Source organism: Skermanella rosea, assembly GCF_016806835.2.
Taxonomy (GTDB): Bacteria; Pseudomonadota; Alphaproteobacteria; order Azospirillales; family Azospirillaceae; genus Skermanella; species Skermanella rosea.
Genome location: NZ_CP086111.1, coordinates 2,658,469 through 2,682,184 on the forward strand (window position 1 = coordinate 2,658,469; position 23,716 = coordinate 2,682,184).

The window sequence follows — 23,716 nt, forward strand, 5'->3', positions numbered from 1 at the left end:
GGAGCGGACGATCCGCGCGGGCAGCCTCACGGCTCCCGCAGGCTCTCGTCCAACAGCCGGAACACCGGGTAAAGCAGGTAGGAGAGGACGGTCCGGGTCCCGACTTTTATCTCCGCCTCGGCGACCATGCCCGGTCCCGGCCGCCGGTTTTCCGGTACGCCGCGAAGCTTGTGGGTCAGCAGGCGGATGCGGGCCCTGAAATAGGCGCCGCCCTGAACCCCTTCCACGCCGGCCCGCCCATGGAACGCGTCGGCGCTGATCGTGCGCACCTCGCCTTCCAGGGTGCCGTGGCGCTGGAACGGAAACGCCTCCAGCTTAACCCGCACGCGGGCGCCCGGTTCGACCATCCCGATGTCCCGGGCGGGAATATCGGCCTCCACCTCCAGCGGCACGCCGAGCGGGACCAGGGTCACCAGCGGTTCGGCGTCACGGACGACCGATCCGACGGACAGGCGCGCCAGTTCCAGCACCACCGCGTCGACGGGAGCGATCAGTGCGACGAGGCTGCTGCGCCGCTCGGCTTTCGCCAACCTTTCCGCGATGTCGGCGCGCTCGCGGCGGCTCTCGACCAGTTCCTCGGAGATATGGCGGTGCCATTCGCCGACATAGGCGATCCGCTCGGCCTCTATTTCGCGCTGCTCATGGAGCAGTTCGGCCTCGCGGTTCCGCAGGTCGTTGATCTGCCCGCGCAGCGCAAGCGCCTGGCTCGTCGCCTCCAGCAGCTGGAGCCGCGATCCGGTCTGCCTGTCGTACAGGTCGCGTCTCATGGCTTCGATCTCGGCGAAGACCGCGAGGCGGCCCGCGAGATCCTGCTGGCCGGCCCGGTTGGTCGCCAGCGCCGCCGCTATGCGGGATGCCCGCTGCTCGAAGGCGTCGAGCCTGGCTCGGCGCTCGGCCCGCTGGCGCTCCAGGATTTCCGCCTGGATCCGGCCTTCCGGCCCGGTCGGCGCCGTCGGTGCCGTGTCCGACGCCGCCGCTTCAAGGCGGCCGATCTGCGCTTCCAGGCTTGCGAGCCGGACGCGCAGGGTCGCGGCGTCGGCCTCCGCGAAGGTCGGGTCGAGCGTGGCGACCACGGTACCCGCCCGCACGACGTCGCCTGGGGAGACGTCGAGCGTGCGGATGATCGATGTTTCCAAGGGTTGTACGACGACCAGGGGCTGAGTCGTCACGAGGCGCCCGGGGGCCGCGACCACCCGGTCGATCCTGGCCCACGCGGCCCAGCCGATCCCTCCTGCGATGCAGGCGGCCAGGACATGGAGCATCAGCCGGGCCGGGAAGGGCGCGGGGCGCAGTTCGAGCGCCAATGCCGCCGGACGGGTGGTCGCGACCGCGTGCCTTGCCCCGGTACCGGTCATGCCGAGGCTATCCGGCTGGTCTGCTGGGTCCAGAGCTGCCGGTAAAGCGCGCACCTCTCGACCAGATCGTCATGCCGCCCGCTGTCGATGATCCGGCCGTGCTCGAACACCAGGATCAGGTCGGCGTCGCGAAGCGTGGTCAGCCGATGGGAAACCAGGAGTGTCGTCCGGCCGCGGGCGATCCGGTGAAGGTTGGCCTGGACCTCGGCCTCGCTGTCCGGGTCAAGCGCGCTGGTCGCCTCGTCCAGGATCAGGATGGGCGGCCGGCGGAGCAGGGCACGGGCTATCGACAGCCGTTGCTTCTGGCCGCCGGACAGGTTGACCGCCCCTTCCTCCAGCATCGTGTCGAACCCGTGCGGCAGCCGCTGGATGAATTCCGCCGCCCCGGCCAGCCCGGCCGCCTCCGCGACCTCGCCCGGGGGGGCATCCGGCCTGGAAAGCGCTATGTTCTCCCGGATGGTGCCGCGGAACAGGAAGGCGTCCTGCGGCACCACGCCGATGCTGCGGCGAAGGTGGGCCAGGTCGATCTCCCGGATGTCGTGGCCGTCCAGCAGGATCAGCCCAGCCTCGGCCGCGTGGAACCCCTGGATCAGCCGCGCGAAGGTGGTCTTGCCCGATCCGCTTCGGCCGACCACGCCGACGAACTGACCTGCCCGGATCGTCGCGGAGACGTCGGCGAGCGCCGGTTCCGGCGTTCCCGGATCCCGGCCCGGATAGCGGAAGGTGACTCCGCGGAACTCGATCCCTCCGGCGAGGTCCGGCCGCAGGCCTTCCGCCGAACCGCGCTCGGGCGGCGCGTCCATGATCTCTCCCAGCATGCGAACCGACAGGGCGGCCTCCTGGTACTCGTGTACCAGCGAAACGATCTGGACCAGCGGCGCGCTGACCCGGGAAGCCAGCATCTGGAAGGCGACCAATTCGCCCACCGTCATTCGCTGGTCGATCACCGCGAGCGCGCCCAGCCAGACGATGGCGACCGTCATCAGCTTCTCCAGCAGGGCTGACGCCGTGCGGGCGACCACGCCGATCCTTCCGACTTCGAAATGATGCGTGACGGCGTCCGCGGCGCCATCCTCCCAGGCGCGGCGGCGCTCCGGTTCGAGGCCCAGCGCCTTCACCGTCGCCATGCCGTGGATCGTCTCGACCAACAGGGCCTGCCGCTCGCCCTCGGCCCTGTAAAGCCGACGGAGGCGGCGCTGGTAGGGAACGATGAGCACGCCGACCGCCGCCGCCATGGTGGCGGAGAATCCAAGCACCACGGCGGTCAGGTGCGGGCTGTAGAAGGCGAGAACCGGCAGGAACACCATCAGCACGGAAGCATCCAGCAGCGTCAGCATCATCCGGCCCGTCAGGAACTCCCGGACGCGTTCGGCCTGCTGCATGTGCTTCGCGAGCACCCCGGCGGCCGATGTCTCGAAGAAGGCGGGCGACAGGGACAGCAGATGGGCGAAGGTCCTGGCCGCGACCCGGATATCCACTTTGGTCGTGGCGTGGAGCAGCAGCGTCCCGCGCAGGAATCCCAGTACGGCCTCCACCAGGATCGCCGCGACGATCCCGACGCCGAGCACCGCCAGGGTGGAGAAACCCTCGTGGACCAGCACCTTGTCGACGACGATCTGGAAGAAGACCGGCACAGCGAGCGCGATGGCATGAATCATCAGGGCGGCCAGGACAACGTCGCCCATGAGGGCGCGCTGCCGCAGCAGTTCGGGCACGAACCAGCCCAGTCCGAACCGGCGCTCTCCGTCACGGTCCGCCGGCGGGGACGGACGGGACGCCGCCGGCGGCAGTATCAGCACGGCCACGCCGGTCCATGCGGCTTCGAACCGTGCTCGCGGCAGCACCAGCGGCGCAGGGCGATCCGCCAGGGGGTCCAGCACCACGGCGGTACCGCCGTCCGCCGCGATGCCATGGACGACGACCGCATTGCCGTTCCGCAGCATCGCGATGACGGGTGCCGAGGAAGCAAGGGCGCGGAGGCGTTCCCAATCCAGCCCGACGTGCGATGAGGCTTCAAGACCGGCCGTCCGGGCGGCGCGGACGAGTTCTCCGGCCGAAGGCTCGCGACCCGGCATCAGGGTTCGAATGACCCGGTCGACATCGGCACCGGCCCCATGCAGGCGTGCCACCAACAGGAGGCACCGGACGGCGGTCGGGACTGGAACGTCCGTTCCGCCCTCCGCGCGTGCTGCCACCGGAGCTGTCATGGCACGGCGGCGGTGCGGATCAAGGGAAGTTTCTTGACGTGGCCGGCGGGGGCGCGATCCGGCCCTCCTCCATCAGCTTGCGGGTGGTTCGCTCCAACGGCCCCAGCGAGTGTACGAAGCCTTCGACGGGCATGACGATGCGCTGCCGGAACACCGGCACGGGCCGGCCGTCACCATCCTTCTCGGTCGGAGACAGGCTTACGAGGTCGATCCTCACGACGGAACCGGTCAGGGTGATCTCGCCGATGCCGTCGCAGAAGGTCTCTGGAGACACGATGCGGTTCCTTTGTTCGGGATGCTCCCAGGAAGCATTCCTCAGTTCCGTTATCGGCCGGTTAATGGTTGTGGAGGGAAGCGGTTCACGGTCAGTGCGGCATATTGCCTTGGACTCCGCTCCGGATTCGTGTGCGGCCATGATACCGTGATACTGGAGCATGATTTTCTGAGAGCGGTGCAATTTTTAATGCACCGTTGGCTGCCGGCACGAGGTAGTTCATGGCCTTGTTTGGCTCCGGGTGGGAAAGCGGCCCGTCCGACTCTCGGCTCCCGCCGGTCGGCGTGGATTTCGGTCCCGCAGCCGGTTCACCCTGCGGCTGCGCGATGTGCGACCCGTCTTCGGCCTGGTCCTCGGACGGGCAGGGGTCGGCTGGCTATCCGGTTCCGGCGGCGGCCGGAAGCTATCCGGTCTCGACCCTGCTGCCCTCGAACATGCCGCGCTGGAACAAGGATTCGCCGCTGGGTTCGCCGGTGACCGTCACCTTCAGTTTCACCGCGGCGGTGCCCTGGTACGCCGGATACGGGGAGCGCTATGGTTTCCAGGCAATGTCCGAAACCCAGAAAAGCGCAGCGCGCGCGGCCTTGTCGACTTGGGCCGAGGTCGCCGACATCCGCTTCGTGGAGGTCCCCGACGGAGGCAGCACGGAGGATGGCGCCCAGATCCGATTTGGAACAAACTATCAAGGCAGCAGCACCGCCTATGCCTACTACCCGGGTTCGCTGAGCGGAGGCGACATCTATGTCGCCAATAACGTTTCGGCGAACAGCAGCCCGGCGGCAGGCGACCACGGCTTCCTTGTCCTTGTGCACGAGATCGGCCACGCCATCGGGCTGAAGCACCCGGGGAACTACAATTCGACGGGCGGCGGGACGGAGGGACCCTACCTTTCGAACCTCGAGGACACCAACCGCTACTCGGTCATGTCCTACAACCATCAGAACTTCAGAGACTACAACACCTATGTCGCCGCACCCGCGCTTTACGACGTGGCTGCGGTCCAATACCTGTACGGCGCCAATCTGAACGTCCGGTCGGGCAACGACACCTATACGATGGACAACACTGACTCGCCATTCACCAGGGTGATCTGGGACGGCGGGGGCACCGACACCATCGATGCGGGCGCCCAGACCCGGCGCGTCGTCATCGACCTGCGCGGCGGCAAGTTCAGTTCGATCGGAACCAGCGGTTATCGGTCCAACACTTGGTGGTCCGGCTATTCCTACGGGGACGCCATCGACAACGTTTCCATCGCCATGGGCGCCGTCATCGAGAACGCCACCGGCGGCAGCGGCGCCGACATCCTGACCGGCAATGATTCAGCCAACCATCTGAGCGGCGGCAGCGGCGGCGACATCCTCAACGGCGGCGCGGGCGACGATACCCTGGTCGGTGGCACCGGCTCGGACACCCTCGACGGCGGGACCGGCACGGATGCCGCCGTCTGGTCCAGACCGCGCCGCGCCTGCACGGTCACCCTGAGACTGGATGGCGCCGACACCGTTTCGGACGGTTCGGGCACCGATACGCTGGTGGGCGACACCGTGGAGGTGCTCCGGTTCTCCGATGGGCACTACGTCACCGGATCGACCAGCGTTGCCGCCCAGGTCTATCGTCTTTACAACGCGGCGCTGGGCCGGACGCCCGATGCCGGCGGCATCAAGAACTGGACCGGCGCCCTCGAAGCTGGGCAGATCACCCTGACCACTGCGGCGGCGGGCTTCATCGGCTCGCCCGAGTTCATCCAGCGGTACGGGCAGCCGAGCAACGCCGGCTTCGTGACCTTGCTGTACCGCAACGTCCTTGACCGTACGCCGGACGCTTCCGGCCGTGCCGCCTGGCTCGGCGCCCTCGACGCCGGCATGACCCGGGCCGACGCGGTACTGGGATTCTCCGAATCTGCCGAGAATATCACGCGCCATCAGGCCACCATCGGGCAGGGGATCTGGATGCGCGACGATGATGCGGCGGCGGTGGCGCGGCTCTATTACGCGGCGCTGAACCGGATGCCGGATTCGGGGGGACTTTCCGTGTGGACGGGTGAGCTGAAAAGCGGCCGCACGGTCGTTGACGTGGCACAGGACTTCATCACCTCGGCCGAGTTCACCCAGCGCTATGGATCGACCAGCAACCGGCAGTTCGTGACGCTGCTCTATCGCAATGTCCTGAGCCGGGATCCGGACAGCGGCGGCCTCGACGCGTGGCTGGCGGCGCTGAATGCCGGGACCGCGCGCGCCGGAGTGGTCGCGGGCTTTTCCGAGTCCGAGGAACACCGGCTGAGACGGAGCGCCGCCGTCGACGACGGCATCCACCTGTCGGACGCGCCGTCGGCGTTCGCCCTGGCCGCGGCTCCGGAAACGGGAGTCGGGATGCTCGCCGCGGCGTCGGCGGGTGCGGGTCTCTTCACCCCCACCTGACCCACCGGCCTCACCCTGCCGCCTTGCTAACCCCCCGCATGGCCTTTATGACTTGCTCCGCAACGAAGCCCACAAAGCCACCTCGGGGTTAATCATGTCCGTCATCACCGACATCCACGCGCGCGAGATTCTCGACAGCCGCGGCAATCCGACCGTCGAGGTCGACGTCACCCTCGAATCCGGCGCTTTCGGCCGGGCGGCCGTCCCGTCGGGAGCCTCGACCGGCGCCCATGAGGCGGTCGAGCTGCGCGACGGCGACAAGGGCCGCTACGGCGGCAAGGGCGTGCTGAAGGCGGTCGATGCCGTCAACGGCGAGATCTTCGACGCGCTGGCGGGCATGGAAGCCAGCGAGCAGGGTGCCGTGGACGCGCTGATGCTCGACCTGGACGGCACGCCCAACAAGGGCAGGATCGGAGCCAACGCGATCCTGGGCGTCAGCCTGGCGGTCGCCAAGGCCTCCGCGCAGGAAGCCGACCTGCCGCTCTACCGCTATGTCGGCGGCGCCTTCGCCAACATGCTGCCGGTCCCGATGATGAACATCATCAACGGCGGCGCCCACGCGGACAACCCGATCGACATCCAGGAATTCATGATCATGCCGGTCGCGGCGGAGAGCTGCGCCGATGCGATCAGGATGGGCGCCGAGGTCTTCCAGTCCCTGAAGAAGAAGCTGAAGGACGCTGGCCACAACACCAATGTCGGCGACGAGGGCGGCTTCGCCCCCAACCTCGCCTCGACCGACGACGCGCTGGGCTTCGTGATGAAGGCGATCGAGGCCGCCGGCTACAAGCCCGGCGAGGACATCATGCTGGCGCTCGACGCCGCCTCGACCGAGTTCTTCAAGGACGGCAAGTACGACCTGGCGGGCGAGGGCAAGGTGCTCGACGCCGAGGCCATGGTCTCCTACTGGACCGACCTGATCGGCCGCTACCCGATCATCTCGATCGAGGACGGCATGGCCGAGGACGACTGGGACGGCTGGGCGGCGCTGACGGCGGCGATCGGCGGCAAGGTCCAGCTGGTCGGCGACGACCTGTTCGTGACCAACCCGGCCCGCCTGACCGACGGCATCGCCAGGGGCGTGGGCAACTCGATCCTGGTGAAGGTCAACCAGATCGGCAGCCTGTCGGAAACGCTCCACGCGGTGGAGATCGCCCATAAGGCCTCCTACACCGCCGTCATGTCCCACCGCTCGGGCGAGACCGAGGATGCGACCATCGCCGACCTTGCCGTGGCGACCAACTGCGGGCAGATCAAGACCGGATCCCTGTCCCGCTCGGACCGGCTGGCCAAATACAACCAGCTGATCCGGATCGAGGAACAGCTCGGCAGTTCGGCGCGGTTCGCGGGAAAGAGCGTCATTCGCGGGTAACGCTGCAACATTTGCGGCGCCCGTTGCCCAATCGATAGTTTTCGTTTGACGCGATGGAAATCTTCGTGATTCCATCGCGTCATGACTGCAATAGATCATGTAAAAGACGCCATGGGCCGCGCCCTGCGTCAGACGGTCGGCCCCGCGATCGGTGCCGCCATCGTCGGCTATTTCGCGTATCACGCGGTCCAGGGCGACCGCGGGCTGATCGCGCTTTCCCATCTCCAGAACGAAATCCAGCAGGCCCAGGCCACCCTGGCCCAGGTCAGCGAGCAGCGCATCGAGCTCGAGAAGCGCGCGTCGCTGCTGCGGCGTGATCATCTCGATCCGGACATGTTGGATGAACGCGCCCGGGCGGTGCTGAACTACAGCCACCCGGACGACGTTATCATTCTCGTACCGCGTAGCAGCGTTGCGCCGCCGGTAACCGCCGGTCAGCCCTGATCACCGAGGCGCTGAAAAGCATTGCATTGCCATGAGCTTAACTGAATCCAGGTTAAGGCCAAATTCACGTTAGATTACAAGGTATTGCGAGAAATGCTGTTGCGCTGTGAGCGGTACGGCGTTAGTTCTATCCCAAGCAAGAGCCTGGGCGGGAAGGGACGGACCCCTTCCGCCTAACATCGGGAGGAGCACTTGGCTACGTCCAGACGTCGCAAGCCGCAGGCTGACGAAACCCCTCAATATTCACCCGAGGAACTGCTCAAGTACTACCGCGAGATGCTGCTCATCCGCCGCTTCGAAGAGAAGGCCGGCCAGATGTACGGCATGGGCCTGATCGGTGGCTTCTGCCATCTGTATATCGGCCAGGAAGCGGTGGTCGTGGGCATGCAGAGCGCCCTGATCCCCGGCGACAGCGTCATCACCAGCTATCGCGACCACGGCCACATGCTCGCCACGGGCATGGACTCCAAGGGCGTCATGGCCGAGCTGACCGGACGCCGCGGCGGCTATTCCAAGGGCAAGGGCGGGTCGATGCACATGTTCAGCCGCGAGAAGAAGTTCTTCGGCGGCCACGGCATCGTCGGCGCCCAGGTGCCGATCGGCACCGGCCTCGCCTTCGGGCACAAGTATTCCCGGGACGGCAACATCAACGTCTGCTATCTCGGCGACGGCGCCATCAACCAGGGGCAGGTTTACGAGAGCTTCAACATGGCGGCTCTCTGGAAGCTCCCGGTCGTCTACGTGATCGAGAATAACAAGTACGCCATGGGCACGTCGCAGCATCGCGCGTCCGCCGGCGAGCTGTGCGAGCGCGGCAGCGCCTACGGCATCCCCGGCCATGTGGTCGACGGCATGAACGTGCTGGCCGTCAAGGAGGCGTCCGAGGACGCGGTCGCCCATGCGCGCGAGGGCAACGGTCCGGTAATCCTCGAGATGAAGACCTACCGCTACCGCGGCCACTCCATGTCCGACCCTGCGAAGTACCGCACCAAGGAAGAAGTCACCAAGATGCGGACGGAGATGGACCCGATCGACAACCTCAAGAAGCTGCTGCTGGAGAACGGCACGGCGGACGAGGATGCGCTCAAGGGGATCGACCGGGACATCAAGAACATCGTGGCCGAGGCCGCGGAGTTCGCGACGCAGAGCCCGGAACCCGACCCCGCGGAGCTTTGGACCGACGTCCTGGTCGACGCTTAAGCCGCAACATCAGCTTGAGGCCACCCCGGGGCGCCGCCGCCATGCCGGCGTCCCCCTCCCGTTGCCGCCCGAAGAAGGCGGTGCGAGGAACCGGTGCCGGAGGAACTGCAATGCCGATTGAAATTCTGATGCCAGCGCTGTCGCCGACCATGACGGAAGGCAAGCTGGCCAAATGGGTCAAGCAGGAAGGCGACGACATCAAGTCGGGCGACGTCCTGGCGGAGATCGAGACCGACAAGGCGACCATGGAGGTCGAGGCGGTTGAAGAAGGGAAGCTGGGCAAGATCCTGATCGCGGAAGGCACCGAGGGCGTCGCCGTCAACACCCCGATCGCCCTCCTGATGGGCGAGGACGAGGACGCCAGCAAGCTGGAGACGCCGGAAGTCTCGGACAACACCCCCCAGACCGTCGCGCTCCAGAAGGTCAAGGGCGAGGACGAGACCAAGCCGACCCTGCCGGTCTCCCCCCCGGCCGGCGCGAAGGCCGCTCCGCCTGCCAGCGATGAGGACAAGTACTTCGAGAAGACCGTCAAGCTGACGGTGCGCGAGGCGCTCCGCGACGCCATGGCCGAAGAGATGCGCCGTGACGACAAGGTCTTCGTCATGGGCGAGGAGGTCGCGGAGTACCAGGGCGCCTACAAGGTGACCCAGGGCCTGCTGGCGGAGTTCGGCGACCGCCGCGTGATCGACACCCCGATCACCGAGCACGGCTTCGCGGGCCTCGGCGTCGGCGCTGCCTTCCACGGGCTGAAGCCGATCGTCGAGTTCATGACGTTCAACTTCGCCATGCAGGCGATCGACCACATCATCAACTCCGCCGCCAAGACCCTCTACATGTCCGGCGGCCAGATGGGCTGCCCGATCGTGTTCCGCGGTCCGAACGGCGCCGCGTCGCGGGTCGCCGCCCAGCACTCGCAGGAATATTCCAGCTGGTACGCCCATGTGCCGGGCCTGAAGGTGGTGGCGCCCTATTCCGCGTCCGACGCCAAGGGCCTGCTGAAGTCCGCGATCCGCGACCCCAACCCGGTCGTGTTCCTCGAGCATGAAATCCTGTACGGCCACAGCTTCGACGTGCCGGAGGACCCCGAGTTCACCATCCCGATCGGCCGCGCCAAGATCCTGCGGGCCGGCAAGGACGTGACGATCACCGCCTTCTCGTTCATGGTCGGCCATGCGCTGGCCGCCGCCGAGCGTCTGGCGGAGCAGGGCATCGAGGCCGAGGTGATCAACCTCCGCACGATCCGGCCGCTCGATACGGAGACGATCGTCAACAGCGTCAAGAAGACCAACCGCCTGGTCTCGGTCGAGGAAGGCTGGCCCTTCGCCGGCATCGGCGCCGAGATGTCCGCCCTGATGATGGAGCAGGCGTTCGACTATCTGGATGCCCCGGTCTATCGGGTTCACGGCGTGGACGTGCCGATGCCGTACGCCGCCAATCTGGAGAAGCTCGCCCTGCCGCAGCCCGAGGACATCGAAAAGGCTGCCAAGGCCGTTCTGTACCGGAGCTGACGCGACAACAAGACGGCGCGCCGGCACTGCTTCCGGCGCGCCCTCGGGGGGACACTAGATGCCGATTGAAATCACCATGCCGGCGCTGTCGCCGACGATGACCGAGGGCAACCTCGCGAAATGGCTCAAGAAGGAAGGCGACAAGGTCGAGTCCGGCGACGTCATAGCCGAGATCGAGACCGATAAGGCCACGATGGAAGTCGAAGCGGTCGATGAAGGCACGCTGGGCAAGATCGTGGTCCCCGAAGGCACCCAGGGCGTCGCCGTCAACGAGGTGATCGCGTTGCTTCTGGAGGAGGGTGAGGACGCTTCCGCCCTGGACGGCGGCGGCAAGCCCGCGCCGAAGCCGACGGACAAGCCCGCCGACGGCGGCGCCCCCGCGGCGCCGGCTGCAAAGGCCGATGCCGCGCCGGCACCGGCCGCCCAGCCCGCCCCGGCCCATGGCGGCACCCCGGACGGCGCCCGCATCTTCGCCAGCCCGCTCGCCAAGCGCATGGCGGAGCAGGCCGGCCTGGACCTGGCGCAGATCCAGGGCAGCGGTCCCAACGGCAGGATCGTCAAGCACGACGTCGAGGCCGCGGTTTCCGGCGGCACGGCCAAGAAGGGCGCCAAGCCCGCCGCGGCGGAAGGCGCGAAGGTCGAGACTCCGAAGCCGGCTCCGTCCGCGGCAGCCGGGCAGGCGGCCAGCCAGTCTCCCGCAGCGGTCCAGTCGGCGCAGAAGCCCGCCGGCGTCGACGCCCGGGACTTCTCGACCAAGCTGGGCATGAAGTTCCGCGAGATCCCGAACTCGGGCATGCGCAAGGTCATCTCGCGCCGCCTGACCGAGGCCAAGCAGACCGTCCCGCACTTCTACCTCACGATCGACCTCCAGATCGACCAGCTCCTGAAGACCCGGGCCGAGCTGAACGGCCGGTCGGACGAGTACAAGCTGTCGGTCAACGACTTCGTCATCCGGGCCTCGGCGCTCGCGCTGAAGAAGGTGCCGGCCGCCAACTCCGCCTGGACCGACGACGCGATCCTCCAGTACGAGAACGCCGACATCTCGGTCGCGGTCGCGACGCCGACCGGCCTGATCACGCCGATCATCAAGGCGGCCGAGACCAAGGGCCTGGTCGAAATCTCGAACTCCATGAAGGACATGGCCAAGCGCGCCCGCGACGGCAAGCTGAAGCCCGAGGAGTTCCAGGGCGGGACCTTCTCGATCTCCAACTTGGGCATGTTCGGCATCCGCGAGTTCGGCGCGATCATCAACCCGCCGCAGGGCTGCATCCTGGCGGTCGGTGCCGGCGAGCAGCGGCCGATCGTCAAGGACGGGGCGCTCGCCGTCGCGACCATGATGAGCTGCACGCTGTCGGTCGACCACCGCGTGGTGGACGGCGCGGTCGGCGCCGAGTTCCTGGCCGCCTTCAAGAAGCTGATCGAAGATCCGCTGTCGATGCTGCTCTAAGGGGAGAACAAGCCTGTGGCTGATACTCAATTCGACCTCATCGTCATCGGCGGCGGACCCGGCGGCTACGTCGCCGCCATCCGGGCGGCCCAGCTCGGCATGAAGACCGCCGTCGTCGAGCGCGAGCACCTGGGCGGCATCTGCCTGAACTGGGGCTGCATCCCGACCAAGGCGCTGCTGCGCTCGGCCGAGGTGTCGCACCTGCTGCACCACCTGGACGAATACGGGTTCTCCGCCAAGGAGGTCAGCTTCGACCTCCAGAAGGTGGTCAAGCGGTCGCGCGGCGTCGCCTCCCAGCTCTCCGGCGGCGTCAAGCACCTGCTGAAGAAGAACAAGGTCACCGTCATCGACGGCCATGCCACCCTGCTCGGCAAGGGCAGGATCAAGGTCGAGAAGGACGGCACCACCACCGTCGGCGAGTTCCAGGCCAAGCACATCATCATCGCGACCGGTGCCCGCGCCCGCGAATTCCCGAACATGAAGGCCGACGGCAAGCTGGTCTGGACCTATCGCCACGCAATGGTCCCGGACACCATGCCCAAGTCGATCCTGGTGATCGGTTCGGGCGCCATCGGCATCGAGTTCGCCAGCTTCTACCTGAACATGGGCGCCAAGGTCACGGTCGCCGAGATGGTCGACCGCATCCTCCCCGCGGAGGACGAGGAAATCAGCGCCATGGCCCGCAAGTCGTTCGAGAAGCAGGGCATGAAGATCTACACCGGTGCCAAGGTCGGTGAGTTCCAGAAGGGCGCCGACAGCGTCACGACCACCATCGAGGCCAACGGCAAGACCGAGACCATCACGGTGGACCGGGTCATCCTGGCGGTCGGGATCGTCGGCAACGTCGAGAACATCGGCCTCGAGAACACCAAGGTGAAGACGGAGAAGTCGCACATCCTGGTGAACGAGTGGCTGGAGACCGACGAGCCCGGCCTCTACGCGATCGGCGACGTGGTCGGCGCTCCCTGGCTGGCCCACAAGGCGAGCCACGAGGGCGTGATCTGCGTCGAGCACATCGCCGGGATCAAGGAAGCCCACCCGATCGACGTCCGCAACATCCCGGGCTGCACCTACTCGCACCCGCAGGTGGCCAGCGTCGGCCTGAGCGAGGCGAAGGCGAAGGAAGCGGGCTACGAGGTCAAGGTCGGCCGCTTCCCGTTCATCGGCAACGGCAAGGCGATCGCTCTCGGCGAGCCCGAGGGAATGGTCAAGACGGTGTTCGACGCCAAGACGGGCGAGCTGCTGGGCGCCCACATGATCGGCGCCGAGGTGACCGAGCTGATCCAGGGTTACGGCATCGCCAAGACCATGGAGACGACCGAAGCCGAACTGATGCACACCATCTTCCCGCATCCGACGCTGTCGGAGATGATGCACGAGTCCGTCCTCGCCGCCTACGGCAGGGCGATCCACTACTGACGGCCCGTCGCCGTGCCGCGGCCCCGCGGTACGGCGCCTCCTTTCGAAGGAGTTGGGTCAATTTGCACCTTGATGTCCGTGCCGGTGCGTTACACTTCTGGCACAGGCATATGGAGCTTGAAGAAATCATGACCGCATCCCCCCCGATCGACCGCGTCCGCCATCCGGAAAAGGCCCACCGGCCGGACAACCCGGTGCAGCGCAAACCGGATTGGATCAGGGTCAAGGCACCCGTTTCCGCCGAGTATGCCGAGACGCGGCGCCTGATGCGCGGCCTGAAGCTGAACACCGTCTGCGAAGAGGCGGCCTGCCCGAACATCGGCGAGTGCTGGAAGAAGAAGCACGCGACCTTCATGATCCTGGGCGCCGTCTGCACCCGCGCCTGCGCCTTCTGCAACGTGGCGACCGGACGGCCGGACCTGCTCGACCCGCACGAACCGAATAACGTCGCCGAAGCGGTCGGTTCGCTGGGGCTGGAGCATGTGGTCATCACCTCGGTCGACCGCGACGACCTGGACGACGGCGGCGCCGACCATTTCGCCCGCACGATCCTGCGCATCCGCGAAACGGCACCGGGCACCACGATCGAAATCCTGACGCCCGACTTCATGCGCAAGAAGGGTGCCGTGGAGCATGTCGCCGGGGCCCGGCCGGACGTGTTCAACCACAATCTGGAGACCGTGCCCCGGCTCTATCCGACGATCCGTCCCGGTGCCCGTTACTTTACGTCCCTCAACCTGTTGTCCCGTGTGAAGGAGCTGGAACCCGGCATCTTCACGAAGTCCGGCATCATGGTCGGGCTTGGCGAGACCAAGGAAGAGGTGTTGCAGGTGATGGACGACCTCCGGGCAGCCGACGTGGATTTCCTCACCATCGGCCAGTATCTCCAGCCCACGCCCAAGCATGCCGCGGTGGACCGTTTCGTCACGCCGGACGAGTTCGCCAGCTACGCGGCGATCGCGCGCGGCAAGGGCTTCCTGATGGTTTCCAGTTCGCCGCTGACCCGCTCGTCCTACCATGCGGGCGACGATTTCCGACGGATGCGCGATGCGCGTGACGCCAAGCTTGCCGCGGCCGCCTCCTAAGGAAACCTGATGCCGACACACGCAGAGAAGCGGGTACTGCCGTACAAGCCTGAGCAGATGTACGACCTCGTGGCCGACATCGAGCGTTATCCGGAGTTCCTCCCCTGGTGCCTGGCGGCGCGGATCCGCAAGCGGGAAGGGGACGTGATCTACGCCGACCTGATCATCGGCTTCAAGATGATCCGGGAGCGCTTCACGTCCCGCGTGACGCTGAGCCCGCCCGACCGGATCGACGTCTCCTACACCGAAGGCCCGTTCAGCTACCTGAACAACCACTGGATCTTCCTACCCACGGAAGACGGCGGCTGTCTGATCGACTTCTACGTCGATTTCGAGTTCCGCTCCAAGATGCTCCAGAAGATCATCGGCGTGCTGTTCAACGAAGCCGTCCGCCGCATGGTCGCTGCCTTCGAGGGTCGGGCGCGCCAGCTCTACGGCGACGGCACGGCCACCGCGGGCACAACGACCTCGACGCCGGCCTGAGCGGCTGCGCTGGACTTAAAGTCAATCAGCTGCGGGTCCAGGCATGCCGAAAAGAATCTCACAGGCTCCCGCCTTGCGTCGCTTCGGTCCCTCCACTGGTCTTCAGCCTCAGCGCGTCGTGCAGACGCCCCGGCCGATCGAGGACTATGCCGGCCGCAGCGGGTATGACCCGTCGTTCGTGGATGCGGCGCAGCCGCTCCCCTTGCCCGGAACCGGAGCCTGGGAGGTCGCCGGCGTCGATCCCGCGGTCCTGTCGGACGGCGACGATCCCCACGAACTCAAATACACCCATTTTTCCGTCAAGGTCTCGACGCAGCGGCGGCTGCCGCTGTTCAGCGCCGTCAACATCGATGGCGCCAAGTCCGACCGGACGGTCAAGCGCACGAATGTCTGGCGGTTCGATCCCCGCATCGGGCGGGAGCTCCAGATCCTGGACGGCGTCTACGGCGGCGACAAGGAAGGATTCTTCAGCCGCGGGCACATGACGCGGCGGGAGGACCCGAACTGGGGGGACAAGAAGACCGCCAAGCAGGCCGACGCCGACACCTTCCATGCCACCAATGCCTGCCCACAGCGGCAATTCCAAGACTCGCAGGTGAGCATCGCCGGCCTCTCCGAGGATACCGGATTGGACTTCGGCGCCTACGTTCCCTTCGACGTGCTCGAAAAGGGCGATCCCGGCATGCAGATCGCCCTGTCCAGCGTCAAGGACCTCTACCTGTCGCCCTGAGACGCCGCCCCTGCCGCCAGTTCCAGGGCGACCATCACCGCCGCCCGCCGAACCGCGGACCGGTCGCCCTCGAACACCCGGCGCTCGTGGCGGAGTGCGCCGCCGCGCCGGGCGACCCCGAAATAGACCAGGCCGACCGGCTTGCCCGGGGTGGATCCTCCCGGCCCGGCGATGCCGGTGACGGCGACCGCCGCATCCGCCCGGGAATGGGCGACCGCGCCGGCCGCCATAGCCTCCGCCACCTCGGGGCTGACGGCGCCGACGCGGCCGATCAGGTCGGACGGCACGCCCAGCAGTTCCGTCTTCGCTTCGTTGGAGTAGGTCACGAAGCCTCGCTCAACCACGCTGGACGAGCCGGCGATCTCCGTCAGGGCGCCGGCGATCAGGCCGCCGGTGCAGGACTCCGCGGTCGCCAGCTTCAGCCCCGCCGCATCGTAGGCGGCGAGGACGGCTCGGGCGCGGTCCAGGACGTCGTCGGGAAACATCGGCGCGTCCTCCCCTCAGGTCGCCGGCAGGCGGATGGTGGCCACCGCCTGCGCCGCGATCCCTTCGCCCCGGCCGGTGAAACCCAGACGCTCGGTGGTGGTCGCCTTGACGCTGACCCGGTCGGGCGCGATCTCCAGCAGCTCGGCCATGCGGGCGACCATCGCCTCCCGGTGCGGGCCGATCTTCGGGCGCTCGCAGATCAGGGTCACGTCGGCGTGGGCGATCACGCCGCCGCGCGCGCGGACCATCCCGACCGCGTGGCGCAGGAACAGGGCGCTGTCGGCACCGCGCCACTGCGGGTCGCTGGGCGGAAAATGGCTGCCGATGTCGCCGGCGGCCAGCGCGCCCAAGATCGCGTCGGTCAGGGCATGGAGCCCCACGTCGGCGTCGGAATGGCCTTCCAGCCGCGCCTCGTGGGGCACCCTCGCCCCGCACAGCACCACATGGTCGCCGGGCGAGAACCGGTGGACGTCATAGCCCATACCGATCCGCACGTCCTGCGGCAGGGAGGGGAGGCAGGCGTTCATCAGCATGGCGGCCTGCGCCAGATCATCGCGATTGGTCACTTTGAGGTTTTCCGGGTTGCCTTCCACCAGAGCCACATCCAGTCCCGCCCGCTCCGCCACTGCCGCGTCGTCGGTCAGTTCCGCGCCGGCCAGTTCCCGATGCGCCCGCAGGATTTCGGGGAAGCGGAAGCCCTGCGGAGTCTGGGCCCGCCACAGGCCGGCACGCTCCACGGTGCCGCTGACCAGGCCGCCGGTGCCCCGCTTCAGCGTATCCGTCACGGGAACGGCGGCGATCGCGGCGGGGACCTCGTCCAGCCTGTCCCGGACCGCCTTGATCGTGGCCCCGCTCACCAGCGGCCGGGCGGCGTCGTGGATCAGCACGAAGTCAGGCGCCGGGTCGCGCGCAGCCAGCCGTTCCAGCCCTAGACGGACCGATTCCTGGCGGGTCGCGCCCCCGGCGACGGGTTCGGGCAGGTCGAGGCCGGCGACCGCGGCATCATAAAGCTCGCGGTGGCCCGGTTGGATCACCACCTGGACGTCATCCACGTCAGGGTGCTCCAGGAAGATGCCGACCGTATGGCGGAGCACGGCGCTCCCGCCCAGTGTCTGGTACTGTTTCGGCCGGTCGCCGCCGAAGCGCTCGCCAACGCCCGCGGCGACGATCAGCGCCACACATGAAGTCATATTCTGGTCCGGAATGTCTCGACAAGCATGCTGCTCAATGCCTGTCGCAGCCTAGCCCGTCGTGGCCGCTGCGCCAAGCGATCCTGATGGGGCAGGTCCGGTGCCGCCTGCCCCAGTCACGGCTGGCGGTCGTCCGCCACCCGTGTCACCTCGACCTGCTGGGGCATTCCACTGGTGCCGACAAAGGCTGCAACCTGGGCGTCGAGCGCGCCGGCTGCAGCGGCTTCCGCTGACAGGTTCAGGCGAAGCTTGGCGACCGGCGACTCGGACCACGTCCCCCAGGGCTCGGGCCGGGACCAGCCTTCGCGCAACGCCGCACCGCCACCGGCGGCCATGGTGAAGAACAGGGGCGCACCCCTCCCGACGAGCGGAGCCGGCCCGCCGTCTGGCAGCAGCGCCGAAAACTTGATCCGGTTTTCCGGCGATTCGCGAAACGGTGCGAGCACCGATTCAGGCAGGATGCCGGGCGCCGCGCCGGATTTTTCCAGCATCCAAACCAAGCTGTAAGCGGCCGTCCCACCGTGCACATGACCGTCCCAGACGACGGTGCGCGGCAGCATCAGGCTCAGCAGGAAGGCTGCGGAGGCCAGCCATGTCAACGACGGTGCCGCTCCGCGGCGGATTGCCAGAACCAGCAGGGTGACCAGCACCGGCCAGGAGAGCAGCCCGAAGACCCTGGTGGAATCGAGCGTTACTGCGGTCACGCCCATGCAGATCAAAGCCGCGATGACCAACCGGGGCAGGGGTCGGACGGTGACCCCGGTCTCCTCCAGGCTCCTGTGCCGGATCGCCATCGCGGCCGGCACGACCAGTAGCCAGCCGGCGCCGAAGAAGGACCAGAAGAGCATCTGCGGATTCCGCACCAACTGCGTCAGCTGGATGTCGATCCCGACCTGAAGCATGTAGTCGAGCCGGCTACGCTCCACCACGATCGCAGAACAGCGCGAAGGTATGGGAAGTCGCCGCTGCCCCGAACAGCCAAGCAAGCGACGGCGTCAGCCAGGAGGTCAGCAGCCAGTCGGCATCGGCGCTGGCGGGGAAAGGGTCGCGCGTGATGTCCGACGCGATCATCCAGACCGCGTTCAGGGCCGGCGTAGTCCATACTCCGCTGACCGCGACCGCCGCCCCAGCCGCGGCGAGGCACAGCCAGACATAGGGCAGGGCGGACAGGCTAGCCACCGAACGATCCAGCAGGCGACGCAAGGAAATCAGTGCGGCGGCGGCGGGGTCGGCCGGGCGAACAGGCTGGTCCATAAGATCGAGGCCGGATTCCGGAGAGGCGCGCAAGGCGGCGGGCTGCTTAAGTGAACGCGCATGATATCACCGGGTCGGCGGAATAGCAGGTAAAGTTCACGCTCAGGCGTGTGGGAGGTTGTATTAAGCGGATGCAGTCCTGAGTTTTATGGCCGTGGCGGAACGCCGGGCCTATCCTGCGGCCGGGCGGTCCGGATGCGAAGCCGGAGATGCAAGCCCGGAATGCCGTTCCGGGATAGTCCGGGGATGAAGATCGGAAGACAATGTTGCAGAACGTCCTATTCAGCCTCACCGCCCTGCTGGCCCTGATGCCGGCCTCGCTGCTGGCGTACGTGCGCGACGGGTTCCGGCAGGGCAGGGGGCCGGACGCCGTGTTCTGGGCGGTCCTGTTCGTGGCCGTCGCCGGCCCGCTCGCCTGGGCGGTGGTCCAGCTCGACGGTACATGGCGCACGGGACTGTCCACGACGCTGTGGGTCAGCATCGCCGCCTGCATGGTGCTGTATTCCGGCCTGTGCCTGACCACCCGCTCCGGCTGGCGGCTGATGCCGCTGCTGCTGCCTTATCTGTTGCTGGTCGGCCTGTTCGCGACCGCCGCCACCGAGGCGCCGGACCCGACGCTGAGCGCCTCCGCCCCGACGGTCTGGGTCGACCTGCATATCGGGGTTTCCGTCACGACCTACGCCCTGCTGACCCTGGCCGCGGTCTCGGCCCTGGCGGCCTTCCTGCAGGAGCGGGCGCTGAAAGCGAAGCGCCCGACGGCGCTGACCCGCATGCTGCCGCCCATGGCCGATAGCGAGCAGTTCCAGGGGCGGCTGCTGGTCGCGTCGGAGATCGTGCTCGGCCTCGGCCTGGCGACCGGCATGTCGGTCCTGTACTTCGAGCAGGGGGTCCTGTTTCGAGTCGACCACAAGACAGTCCTTTCTGTCGCCACCTTTATCGTCATCGGCGGGCTTCTGATCGCCCATGCCGCGACCGGCGTGCGGGGCAGGCGGGCCGCCCGCTTTGTACTTCTTGCTTTTCTTCTGCTCACATTGGGATATCCCGGCGTCAAATTCGTCACGGATATTTTAATTTCCTGAGGTAATCGGGATCAGGCGGCATCCGGCGGGTCGGTTCGCGCCCGGCCACGAGCCAAGCAATGGTTTCATCGGCATTCTTCGCGCTTGCGATATTTTCCGGATGCGTGCTAGCCTGCACAAAATGACAGCATTACAGGGAATTGCCCAAAAGATGGGCATCAACATCGGATCCATCAGGATTGACGACCCCGTTATCCTGGCCCCCATGTCGGGCGTTTCGGACATGCCGTTTCGCCGTCTGGTCAAGCGAGCCGGCGCCGGCCTCGTCGTGTCGGAGATGATCGCAAGCCAAGCGATGATCCGCGCGTCGCGCCAGACCATGAAGATGGCGACCAACTGCGCCGAGGAATTTCCCATGGCCGTGCAGCTCGCCGGATGCGAGCCGGCGGTCATGGCGGAAGCGGCCAGGCTGAACCAGGACCGGGGCGCCGCGCTGATCGACATCAATTTCGGCTGCCCGGTCAAGAAGATCGTCAACGGGCATGCCGGATCGTCGCTGATGCGGGACGAGGTCCATGCCGCCCGCATCCTGGAGGCGACGGTCAAGGCGGTCGACGTTCCGGTCACGCTGAAGATGCGGCTGGGCTGGGACGACACGAACCGCAACGCGCCCAATCTGGCGCGGATTGCACAAGAATGCGGCATCCGGATGGTCACGGTCCACGGGCGCACCAGGTGCCAGTTCTACACCGGCACCGCCGACTGGAAGGCAATCCGCCAGGTGAAGGAGGCCGTCTCGATCCCGGTGATCGCCAACGGCGACATGACCACCTTCGAGGACGTGACCCGCTGCCTGGCGGAGTCGGGCGCGGACGGCGTCATGATCGGGCGGGGGACCTATGGTCGCCCTTGGTTCATCGGGCAGGTCATCCATTACCTGCGCACCGGCGAGTGCCTGCCCGACCCACGGCTCGAAGTTCAGCTCGCCACGCTTCTCGAACATTACGAGGCCATGCTGGAACACTACGGCACCGATGCCGGCACCAAGATCGCCCGCAAGCATGTTTCCTGGTACAGCAAGGGTTTGCCGGGCTCGGCCGAGTTCCGCGCCGAGGTCAATCGCGTTTCCGATCCGGCCGTCGTGCTCGGCATGATCCGGTCCTTCTATTCCCCCGAGATCGAACGGATGGCAGCGTGATGGCGCGCGCGGTAACCCCCCTGCGGCGGAAGGCGATGCGGCAGGAAATCGACCCCTCCGGAATCCTCAATGCCCTGCCCGACCCGGTTCTGGTGATCGGCGAACGGAACGAGATCCGGTACGTCAACCTGGAAGCCCAGGAGTTCTTCGAATGCGGCGCAGCGGCCCTGATCGGGCAGCCGCTGACCGACCTGCTGCCGGCGGACAGCCCGGTCTTCTTCCTGATCGAGCAAGCGCTGGCCGGCGGGGCCAGCATGTCGGAATACGGCGTGACCCTCGACACGCCCCGGATCGGCATCCATCTGGTCACGGTCCGCGTGGCTCCGCTGGGCGAGCCCGCGGATTGCGTGGTGATGTCGCTTCACGAGAAGTCGATCACCCGCAAGATCGACAACCAGCTTACCCACCGGAACGCCGCCCGCTCGGTCACGGCCATGGCCGCGATGCTGGCCCACGAGGTCAAGAACCCGCTGTCCGGCATCCGCGGCGCCGCGCAGTTGCTGGAACAGAACGCGTCCGAACCCGACCGGGAGCTGACCCGGCTGATCTGCGATGAGTCCGACCGCATCGTGGCGCTGGTCGACCGGATGGAAGTGTTCTCCGACAAGCGGCCCCCGGAGCGGACGGCGGTCAACATCCACAGCGTGCTGGAGCATGTCCGCAAGGTCGCCCAGAGCGGCTTCGCCAGGACGGTGCGCTTTACCGAGCGCTACGACCCGTCCCTGCCGGACGTGTATGGCAACCGCGACCAGCTGATCCAGGTTTTCCTCAACCTGATTAAAAATGCGGCAGAAGCTGTTCCTGAACAGGGCGGTGAGATCATCTTGAGCACAGCCTACCAGCACGGTGTCCGCCTGGCGGTTCCCGGCACCGACAGCCGCGTTCACCTGCCGTTGCTGATCAGCGTGCAGGACAATGGCAACGGCATACCGGAGGATCTCCGTTCGCATCTGTTCGATCCGTTCGTCACGACCAAGCGGAACGGAACCGGCCTGGGTCTTGCATTGGTTGCGAAACTGATTGGCGACCATGGCGGGGTCATCGACTTCGAGACGCTGCCGCGCCGAACCGTATTCAAGGTATCGCTACCCATGTATGCCGATTTCGAACAGCCTCTGGAGCCGTCGTAATGCCGTCATCGACGATCCTGGTCGCCGATGACGACCGCGCGATCCGCACGGTGCTGAACCAGGCCCTGATCCGGCTGGGCCATGACGTGCGGACCACGGGAAACGCGTCGACCCTGTGGCGCTGGGTCGCCGACGGGCAGGGCGACCTCGTCATCACCGACGTGGTGATGCCGGACGAGAACGGGCTCGACCTGATCCCGCGCATAAAGAAGATCCGTCCCGAGCTGCGCGTCATCGTGATGAGCGCGCAGAACACGCTGATGACCGCGGTCAAGGCGGCCGAGCGGGGCGCCTTCGAGTACCTGCCGAAGCCGTTCGACCTGAAGGAACTGGTCAGCGTGGTGGAGCGCGCGCTCAGCGCGCCGCAGCCGCTCGCCCTCAACGGCAACAGCGTCCTCGACAATGCCGAGACCGAGGAGCAGCTCCCCCTGATCGGCCGCTCGGCGGCGATGCAGGAGATCTACCGGGTGCTGGCCCGGCTGATGGGCACCGACCTGACGGTGATGATCACCGGCGAGTCCGGGACCGGCAAGGAACTGGTCGCCCGCGCGCTCCACGAGTACGGCAAGCGCCGCAACGGCCCCTTCGTCGCGATCAACATGGCCGCGATTCCGCGCGAGCTGATCGAGTCGGAGCTGTTCGGCCACGAGAAGGGCGCCTTCACCGGCGCCACCACCCGCTCCACAGGCCGGTTCGAGCAGGCCCAGGGCGGCACCCTGTTCCTGGACGAGATCGGCGACATGCCGCTGGAAGCCCAGACCCGGCTGCTCCGCGTCCTGCAGGAGGGGGAGTACACGACGGTCGGCGGCCGCACGCCGATCAAGACCGACGTCCGAATCATCGCGGCGACCCACCGGGACCTCCGCACGCTGATCCGCCAGGGCCTGTTCCGCGAGGACCTGTTCTACCGGCTCAACGTCGTGCCGATCCGCCTGCCGCCGCTCCGGGAACGGAGCGAGGACATCCCGTCGCTCGTCCGCCACTTCCTGACCCTGACGTCCGCCCAGGGGCTGCCGATCAAGAGCATCGACGGCCCGGCCATGGACCGGCTCAAGCGCTACCGCTGGCCCGGCAACGTGCGCGAACTGGAGAACCTGGTGAGGCGCCTCGCGGCGCTCTACAGCCAGGAGGTCATCGGGCTCGACGTGATCGAGTCAGAACTGGCCGACGCCGCGCCCGCCACGCCCCAAGTCGAGGAGCACCAGAACGAGGGCCTCAGCTCGGCGGTGGAGCGGCACCTGAAAGATTATTTCGCGGCCCACAAGGACGGCATCCCGGCGGCGGGCCTTTACGATCGCGTTCTTCGGGAAATCGAGCGCCCGCTGATCTCCCTCAGCCTGTCGGCGACGCGCGGCAACCAGATCAAGGCTGCACAGATGTTGGGACTTAATCGGAACACCCTCAGAAAGAAGATTCGCGAACTGGATATTCAGGTCATCCGTGGGCTAAAATAACACACCCTGCATCGGTCTCGTGACATCCTGGTCACAGGACG

General features: G+C 67.0%; 21 protein-coding genes. 14 read left to right on the forward strand and 7 right to left on the reverse strand.

Annotation, left to right across the window (positions count from 1 at the left end; genetic code table 11):
* Positions 1-26 precede the first annotated feature (26 nt).
* The 3 genes from JL101_RS12215 to JL101_RS12225 form a co-directional block, all read right to left on the reverse strand.
* Positions 27-1,355 (reverse strand): HlyD family type I secretion periplasmic adaptor subunit, encoded by a 1,329-nt coding sequence (locus JL101_RS12215; RefSeq protein ID WP_203095307.1) that lies wholly within the window; start codon positions 1,353-1,355, stop codon positions 27-29.
* On the reverse strand, positions 1,352-3,484 hold the full coding sequence (locus JL101_RS12220) for a peptidase domain-containing ABC transporter (RefSeq protein WP_203095308.1): 2,133 nt from the start codon (positions 3,482-3,484) through the stop codon (positions 1,352-1,354). Before JL101_RS12220 ends, JL101_RS12215 begins: the two co-directional genes overlap by 4 nt.
* A 97-nt stretch (positions 3,485-3,581) precedes the next feature.
* Positions 3,582-3,836 (reverse strand): hypothetical protein, encoded by a 255-nt coding sequence (locus tag JL101_RS12225; protein WP_203095309.1) that lies wholly within the window; start codon positions 3,834-3,836, stop codon positions 3,582-3,584.
* Between the two features lie 326 nt (positions 3,837-4,162).
* Between JL101_RS12225 and JL101_RS36770 the strand changes: the two genes are divergently transcribed.
* The 10 genes from JL101_RS36770 to JL101_RS12285 all read left to right on the forward strand — a co-directional run bounded on the left by JL101_RS36770 (position 4,163) and on the right by JL101_RS12285 (position 15,944).
* Positions 4,163-6,256, forward strand: a complete 2,094-nt coding sequence (locus JL101_RS36770) for a DUF4214 domain-containing protein (protein WP_203095310.1) — start codon at positions 4,163-4,165, stop codon at positions 6,254-6,256.
* A 94-nt stretch (positions 6,257-6,350) separates the two neighbouring features.
* Positions 6,351-7,628, forward strand: coding sequence for a phosphopyruvate hydratase (gene eno / locus JL101_RS12245; protein ID WP_203095311.1), 1,278 nt, complete (start codon positions 6,351-6,353; stop codon positions 7,626-7,628).
* A 111-nt stretch (positions 7,629-7,739) separates the two neighbouring features.
* Positions 7,740-8,072 (forward strand): FtsB family cell division protein, encoded by a 333-nt coding sequence (locus JL101_RS12250; RefSeq protein ID WP_228435424.1) that lies wholly within the window; start codon positions 7,740-7,742, stop codon positions 8,070-8,072.
* A 192-nt stretch (positions 8,073-8,264) separates the two neighbouring features.
* Positions 8,265-9,272: a pyruvate dehydrogenase (acetyl-transferring) E1 component subunit alpha gene (gene pdhA / locus JL101_RS12255; RefSeq protein ID WP_203095313.1), complete on the forward strand. Its 1,008-nt coding sequence runs from the start codon at positions 8,265-8,267 to the stop codon at positions 9,270-9,272.
* Between the two features lie 110 nt (positions 9,273-9,382).
* Positions 9,383-10,780: a pyruvate dehydrogenase complex E1 component subunit beta gene (locus tag JL101_RS12260; RefSeq protein ID WP_203095314.1), complete on the forward strand. Its 1,398-nt coding sequence runs from the start codon at positions 9,383-9,385 to the stop codon at positions 10,778-10,780.
* A 58-nt stretch (positions 10,781-10,838) separates the two neighbouring features.
* Positions 10,839-12,227 (forward strand): pyruvate dehydrogenase complex dihydrolipoamide acetyltransferase, encoded by a 1,389-nt coding sequence (locus tag JL101_RS12265; protein WP_203095315.1) that lies wholly within the window; start codon positions 10,839-10,841, stop codon positions 12,225-12,227.
* Between the two features lie 15 nt (positions 12,228-12,242).
* Positions 12,243-13,646 (forward strand): dihydrolipoyl dehydrogenase, encoded by a 1,404-nt coding sequence (lpdA, locus tag JL101_RS12270; protein WP_203095316.1) that lies wholly within the window; start codon positions 12,243-12,245, stop codon positions 13,644-13,646.
* Positions 13,647-13,774: 128 nt separating this feature from the next.
* Positions 13,775-14,731 (forward strand): lipoyl synthase, encoded by a 957-nt coding sequence (gene lipA, locus JL101_RS12275; protein ID WP_203095317.1) that lies wholly within the window; start codon positions 13,775-13,777, stop codon positions 14,729-14,731.
* A 9-nt stretch (positions 14,732-14,740) separates the two neighbouring features.
* Positions 14,741-15,214, forward strand: coding sequence for a type II toxin-antitoxin system RatA family toxin (locus JL101_RS12280; RefSeq protein WP_203095318.1), 474 nt, complete (start codon positions 14,741-14,743; stop codon positions 15,212-15,214).
* Between the two features lie 118 nt (positions 15,215-15,332).
* Complete coding sequence (locus JL101_RS12285) at positions 15,333-15,944, forward strand: DNA/RNA non-specific endonuclease (RefSeq protein ID WP_203095319.1); 612 nt, start codon at positions 15,333-15,335, stop codon at positions 15,942-15,944.
* Here JL101_RS12285 and JL101_RS12290 read toward each other — a convergent pair.
* From JL101_RS12290 to JL101_RS12305, 4 genes are all read right to left on the reverse strand, one after another.
* Positions 15,929-16,429: a CinA family protein gene (locus tag JL101_RS12290; protein ID WP_203095320.1), complete on the reverse strand. Its 501-nt coding sequence runs from the start codon at positions 16,427-16,429 to the stop codon at positions 15,929-15,931. The two genes, JL101_RS12285 and JL101_RS12290, sit on opposite strands and share 16 nt — an antisense overlap.
* 15 nt (positions 16,430-16,444) lie before the next feature.
* Positions 16,445-17,620: a bifunctional 2-C-methyl-D-erythritol 4-phosphate cytidylyltransferase/2-C-methyl-D-erythritol 2,4-cyclodiphosphate synthase gene (locus JL101_RS12295; RefSeq protein ID WP_203095321.1), complete on the reverse strand. Its 1,176-nt coding sequence runs from the start codon at positions 17,618-17,620 to the stop codon at positions 16,445-16,447.
* Between the two features lie 116 nt (positions 17,621-17,736).
* Positions 17,737-18,522, reverse strand: coding sequence for a hypothetical protein (locus tag JL101_RS12300; RefSeq protein WP_203095322.1), 786 nt, complete (start codon positions 18,520-18,522; stop codon positions 17,737-17,739).
* A 13-nt stretch (positions 18,523-18,535) separates the two neighbouring features.
* Positions 18,536-18,799: a hypothetical protein gene (locus tag JL101_RS12305; RefSeq protein ID WP_203095323.1), complete on the reverse strand. Its 264-nt coding sequence runs from the start codon at positions 18,797-18,799 to the stop codon at positions 18,536-18,538.
* Positions 18,800-19,137: 338 nt separating this feature from the next.
* Between JL101_RS12305 and JL101_RS12310 the strand changes: the two genes are divergently transcribed.
* From JL101_RS12310 to ntrC, 4 genes are all read left to right on the forward strand, one after another.
* Entirely contained in the window at positions 19,138-19,953 is an 816-nt protein-coding gene (locus tag JL101_RS12310) for a cytochrome C assembly family protein (protein ID WP_203095324.1), read from the forward strand.
* Between the two features lie 151 nt (positions 19,954-20,104).
* Positions 20,105-21,091: a tRNA dihydrouridine synthase DusB gene (gene dusB / locus JL101_RS12315; protein WP_203095325.1), complete on the forward strand. Its 987-nt coding sequence runs from the start codon at positions 20,105-20,107 to the stop codon at positions 21,089-21,091.
* Positions 21,091-22,221, forward strand: coding sequence for a two-component system sensor histidine kinase NtrB (locus JL101_RS12320; protein ID WP_203095326.1), 1,131 nt, complete (start codon positions 21,091-21,093; stop codon positions 22,219-22,221). The genes dusB and JL101_RS12320 overlap by 1 nt, the downstream gene beginning before the upstream one ends.
* Positions 22,221-23,675 carry a nitrogen regulation protein NR(I) gene (gene ntrC / locus JL101_RS12325; protein ID WP_203095327.1) on the forward strand — a complete coding sequence of 485 codons (1,455 nt, stop codon included), beginning with the start codon at positions 22,221-22,223 and terminating at the stop codon, positions 23,673-23,675. The genes JL101_RS12320 and ntrC overlap by 1 nt, the downstream gene beginning before the upstream one ends.
* Positions 23,676-23,716 lie beyond the last annotated feature (41 nt).

Coding starts and splice junctions, on each gene's coding strand:
- JL101_RS12320 (WP_203095326.1), top strand. CDS start 21,091: ATGGCGCGCGCGGTAACCCCCCTGCGGCGGAAGGCGATGCGGCAGGAA.
- JL101_RS36770 (WP_203095310.1), top strand. CDS start 4,163: ATGTGCGACCCGTCTTCGGCCTGGTCCTCGGACGGGCAGGGGTCGGCT.
- eno (WP_203095311.1), top strand. CDS start 6,351: ATGTCCGTCATCACCGACATCCACGCGCGCGAGATTCTCGACAGCCGC.
- JL101_RS12260 (WP_203095314.1), top strand. CDS start 9,383: ATGCCGATTGAAATTCTGATGCCAGCGCTGTCGCCGACCATGACGGAA.
- lipA (WP_203095317.1), top strand. CDS start 13,775: ATGACCGCATCCCCCCCGATCGACCGCGTCCGCCATCCGGAAAAGGCC.
- ntrC (WP_203095327.1), top strand. CDS start 22,221: ATGCCGTCATCGACGATCCTGGTCGCCGATGACGACCGCGCGATCCGC.
- JL101_RS12250 (WP_228435424.1), top strand. CDS start 7,740: ATGGGCCGCGCCCTGCGTCAGACGGTCGGCCCCGCGATCGGTGCCGCC.
- JL101_RS12300 (WP_203095322.1), bottom strand. CDS start 18,522: ATGCTTCAGGTCGGGATCGACATCCAGCTGACGCAGTTGGTGCGGAAT.
- dusB (WP_203095325.1), top strand. CDS start 20,105: ATGGGCATCAACATCGGATCCATCAGGATTGACGACCCCGTTATCCTG.
- JL101_RS12290 (WP_203095320.1), bottom strand. CDS start 16,429: ATGTTTCCCGACGACGTCCTGGACCGCGCCCGAGCCGTCCTCGCCGCC.
- JL101_RS12310 (WP_203095324.1), top strand. CDS start 19,138: ATGTTGCAGAACGTCCTATTCAGCCTCACCGCCCTGCTGGCCCTGATG.
- JL101_RS12265 (WP_203095315.1), top strand. CDS start 10,839: ATGCCGATTGAAATCACCATGCCGGCGCTGTCGCCGACGATGACCGAG.
- JL101_RS12295 (WP_203095321.1), bottom strand. CDS start 17,620: ATGACTTCATGTGTGGCGCTGATCGTCGCCGCGGGCGTTGGCGAGCGC.
- JL101_RS12215 (WP_203095307.1), bottom strand. CDS start 1,355: ATGACCGGTACCGGGGCAAGGCACGCGGTCGCGACCACCCGTCCGGCG.
- JL101_RS12280 (WP_203095318.1), top strand. CDS start 14,741: ATGCCGACACACGCAGAGAAGCGGGTACTGCCGTACAAGCCTGAGCAG.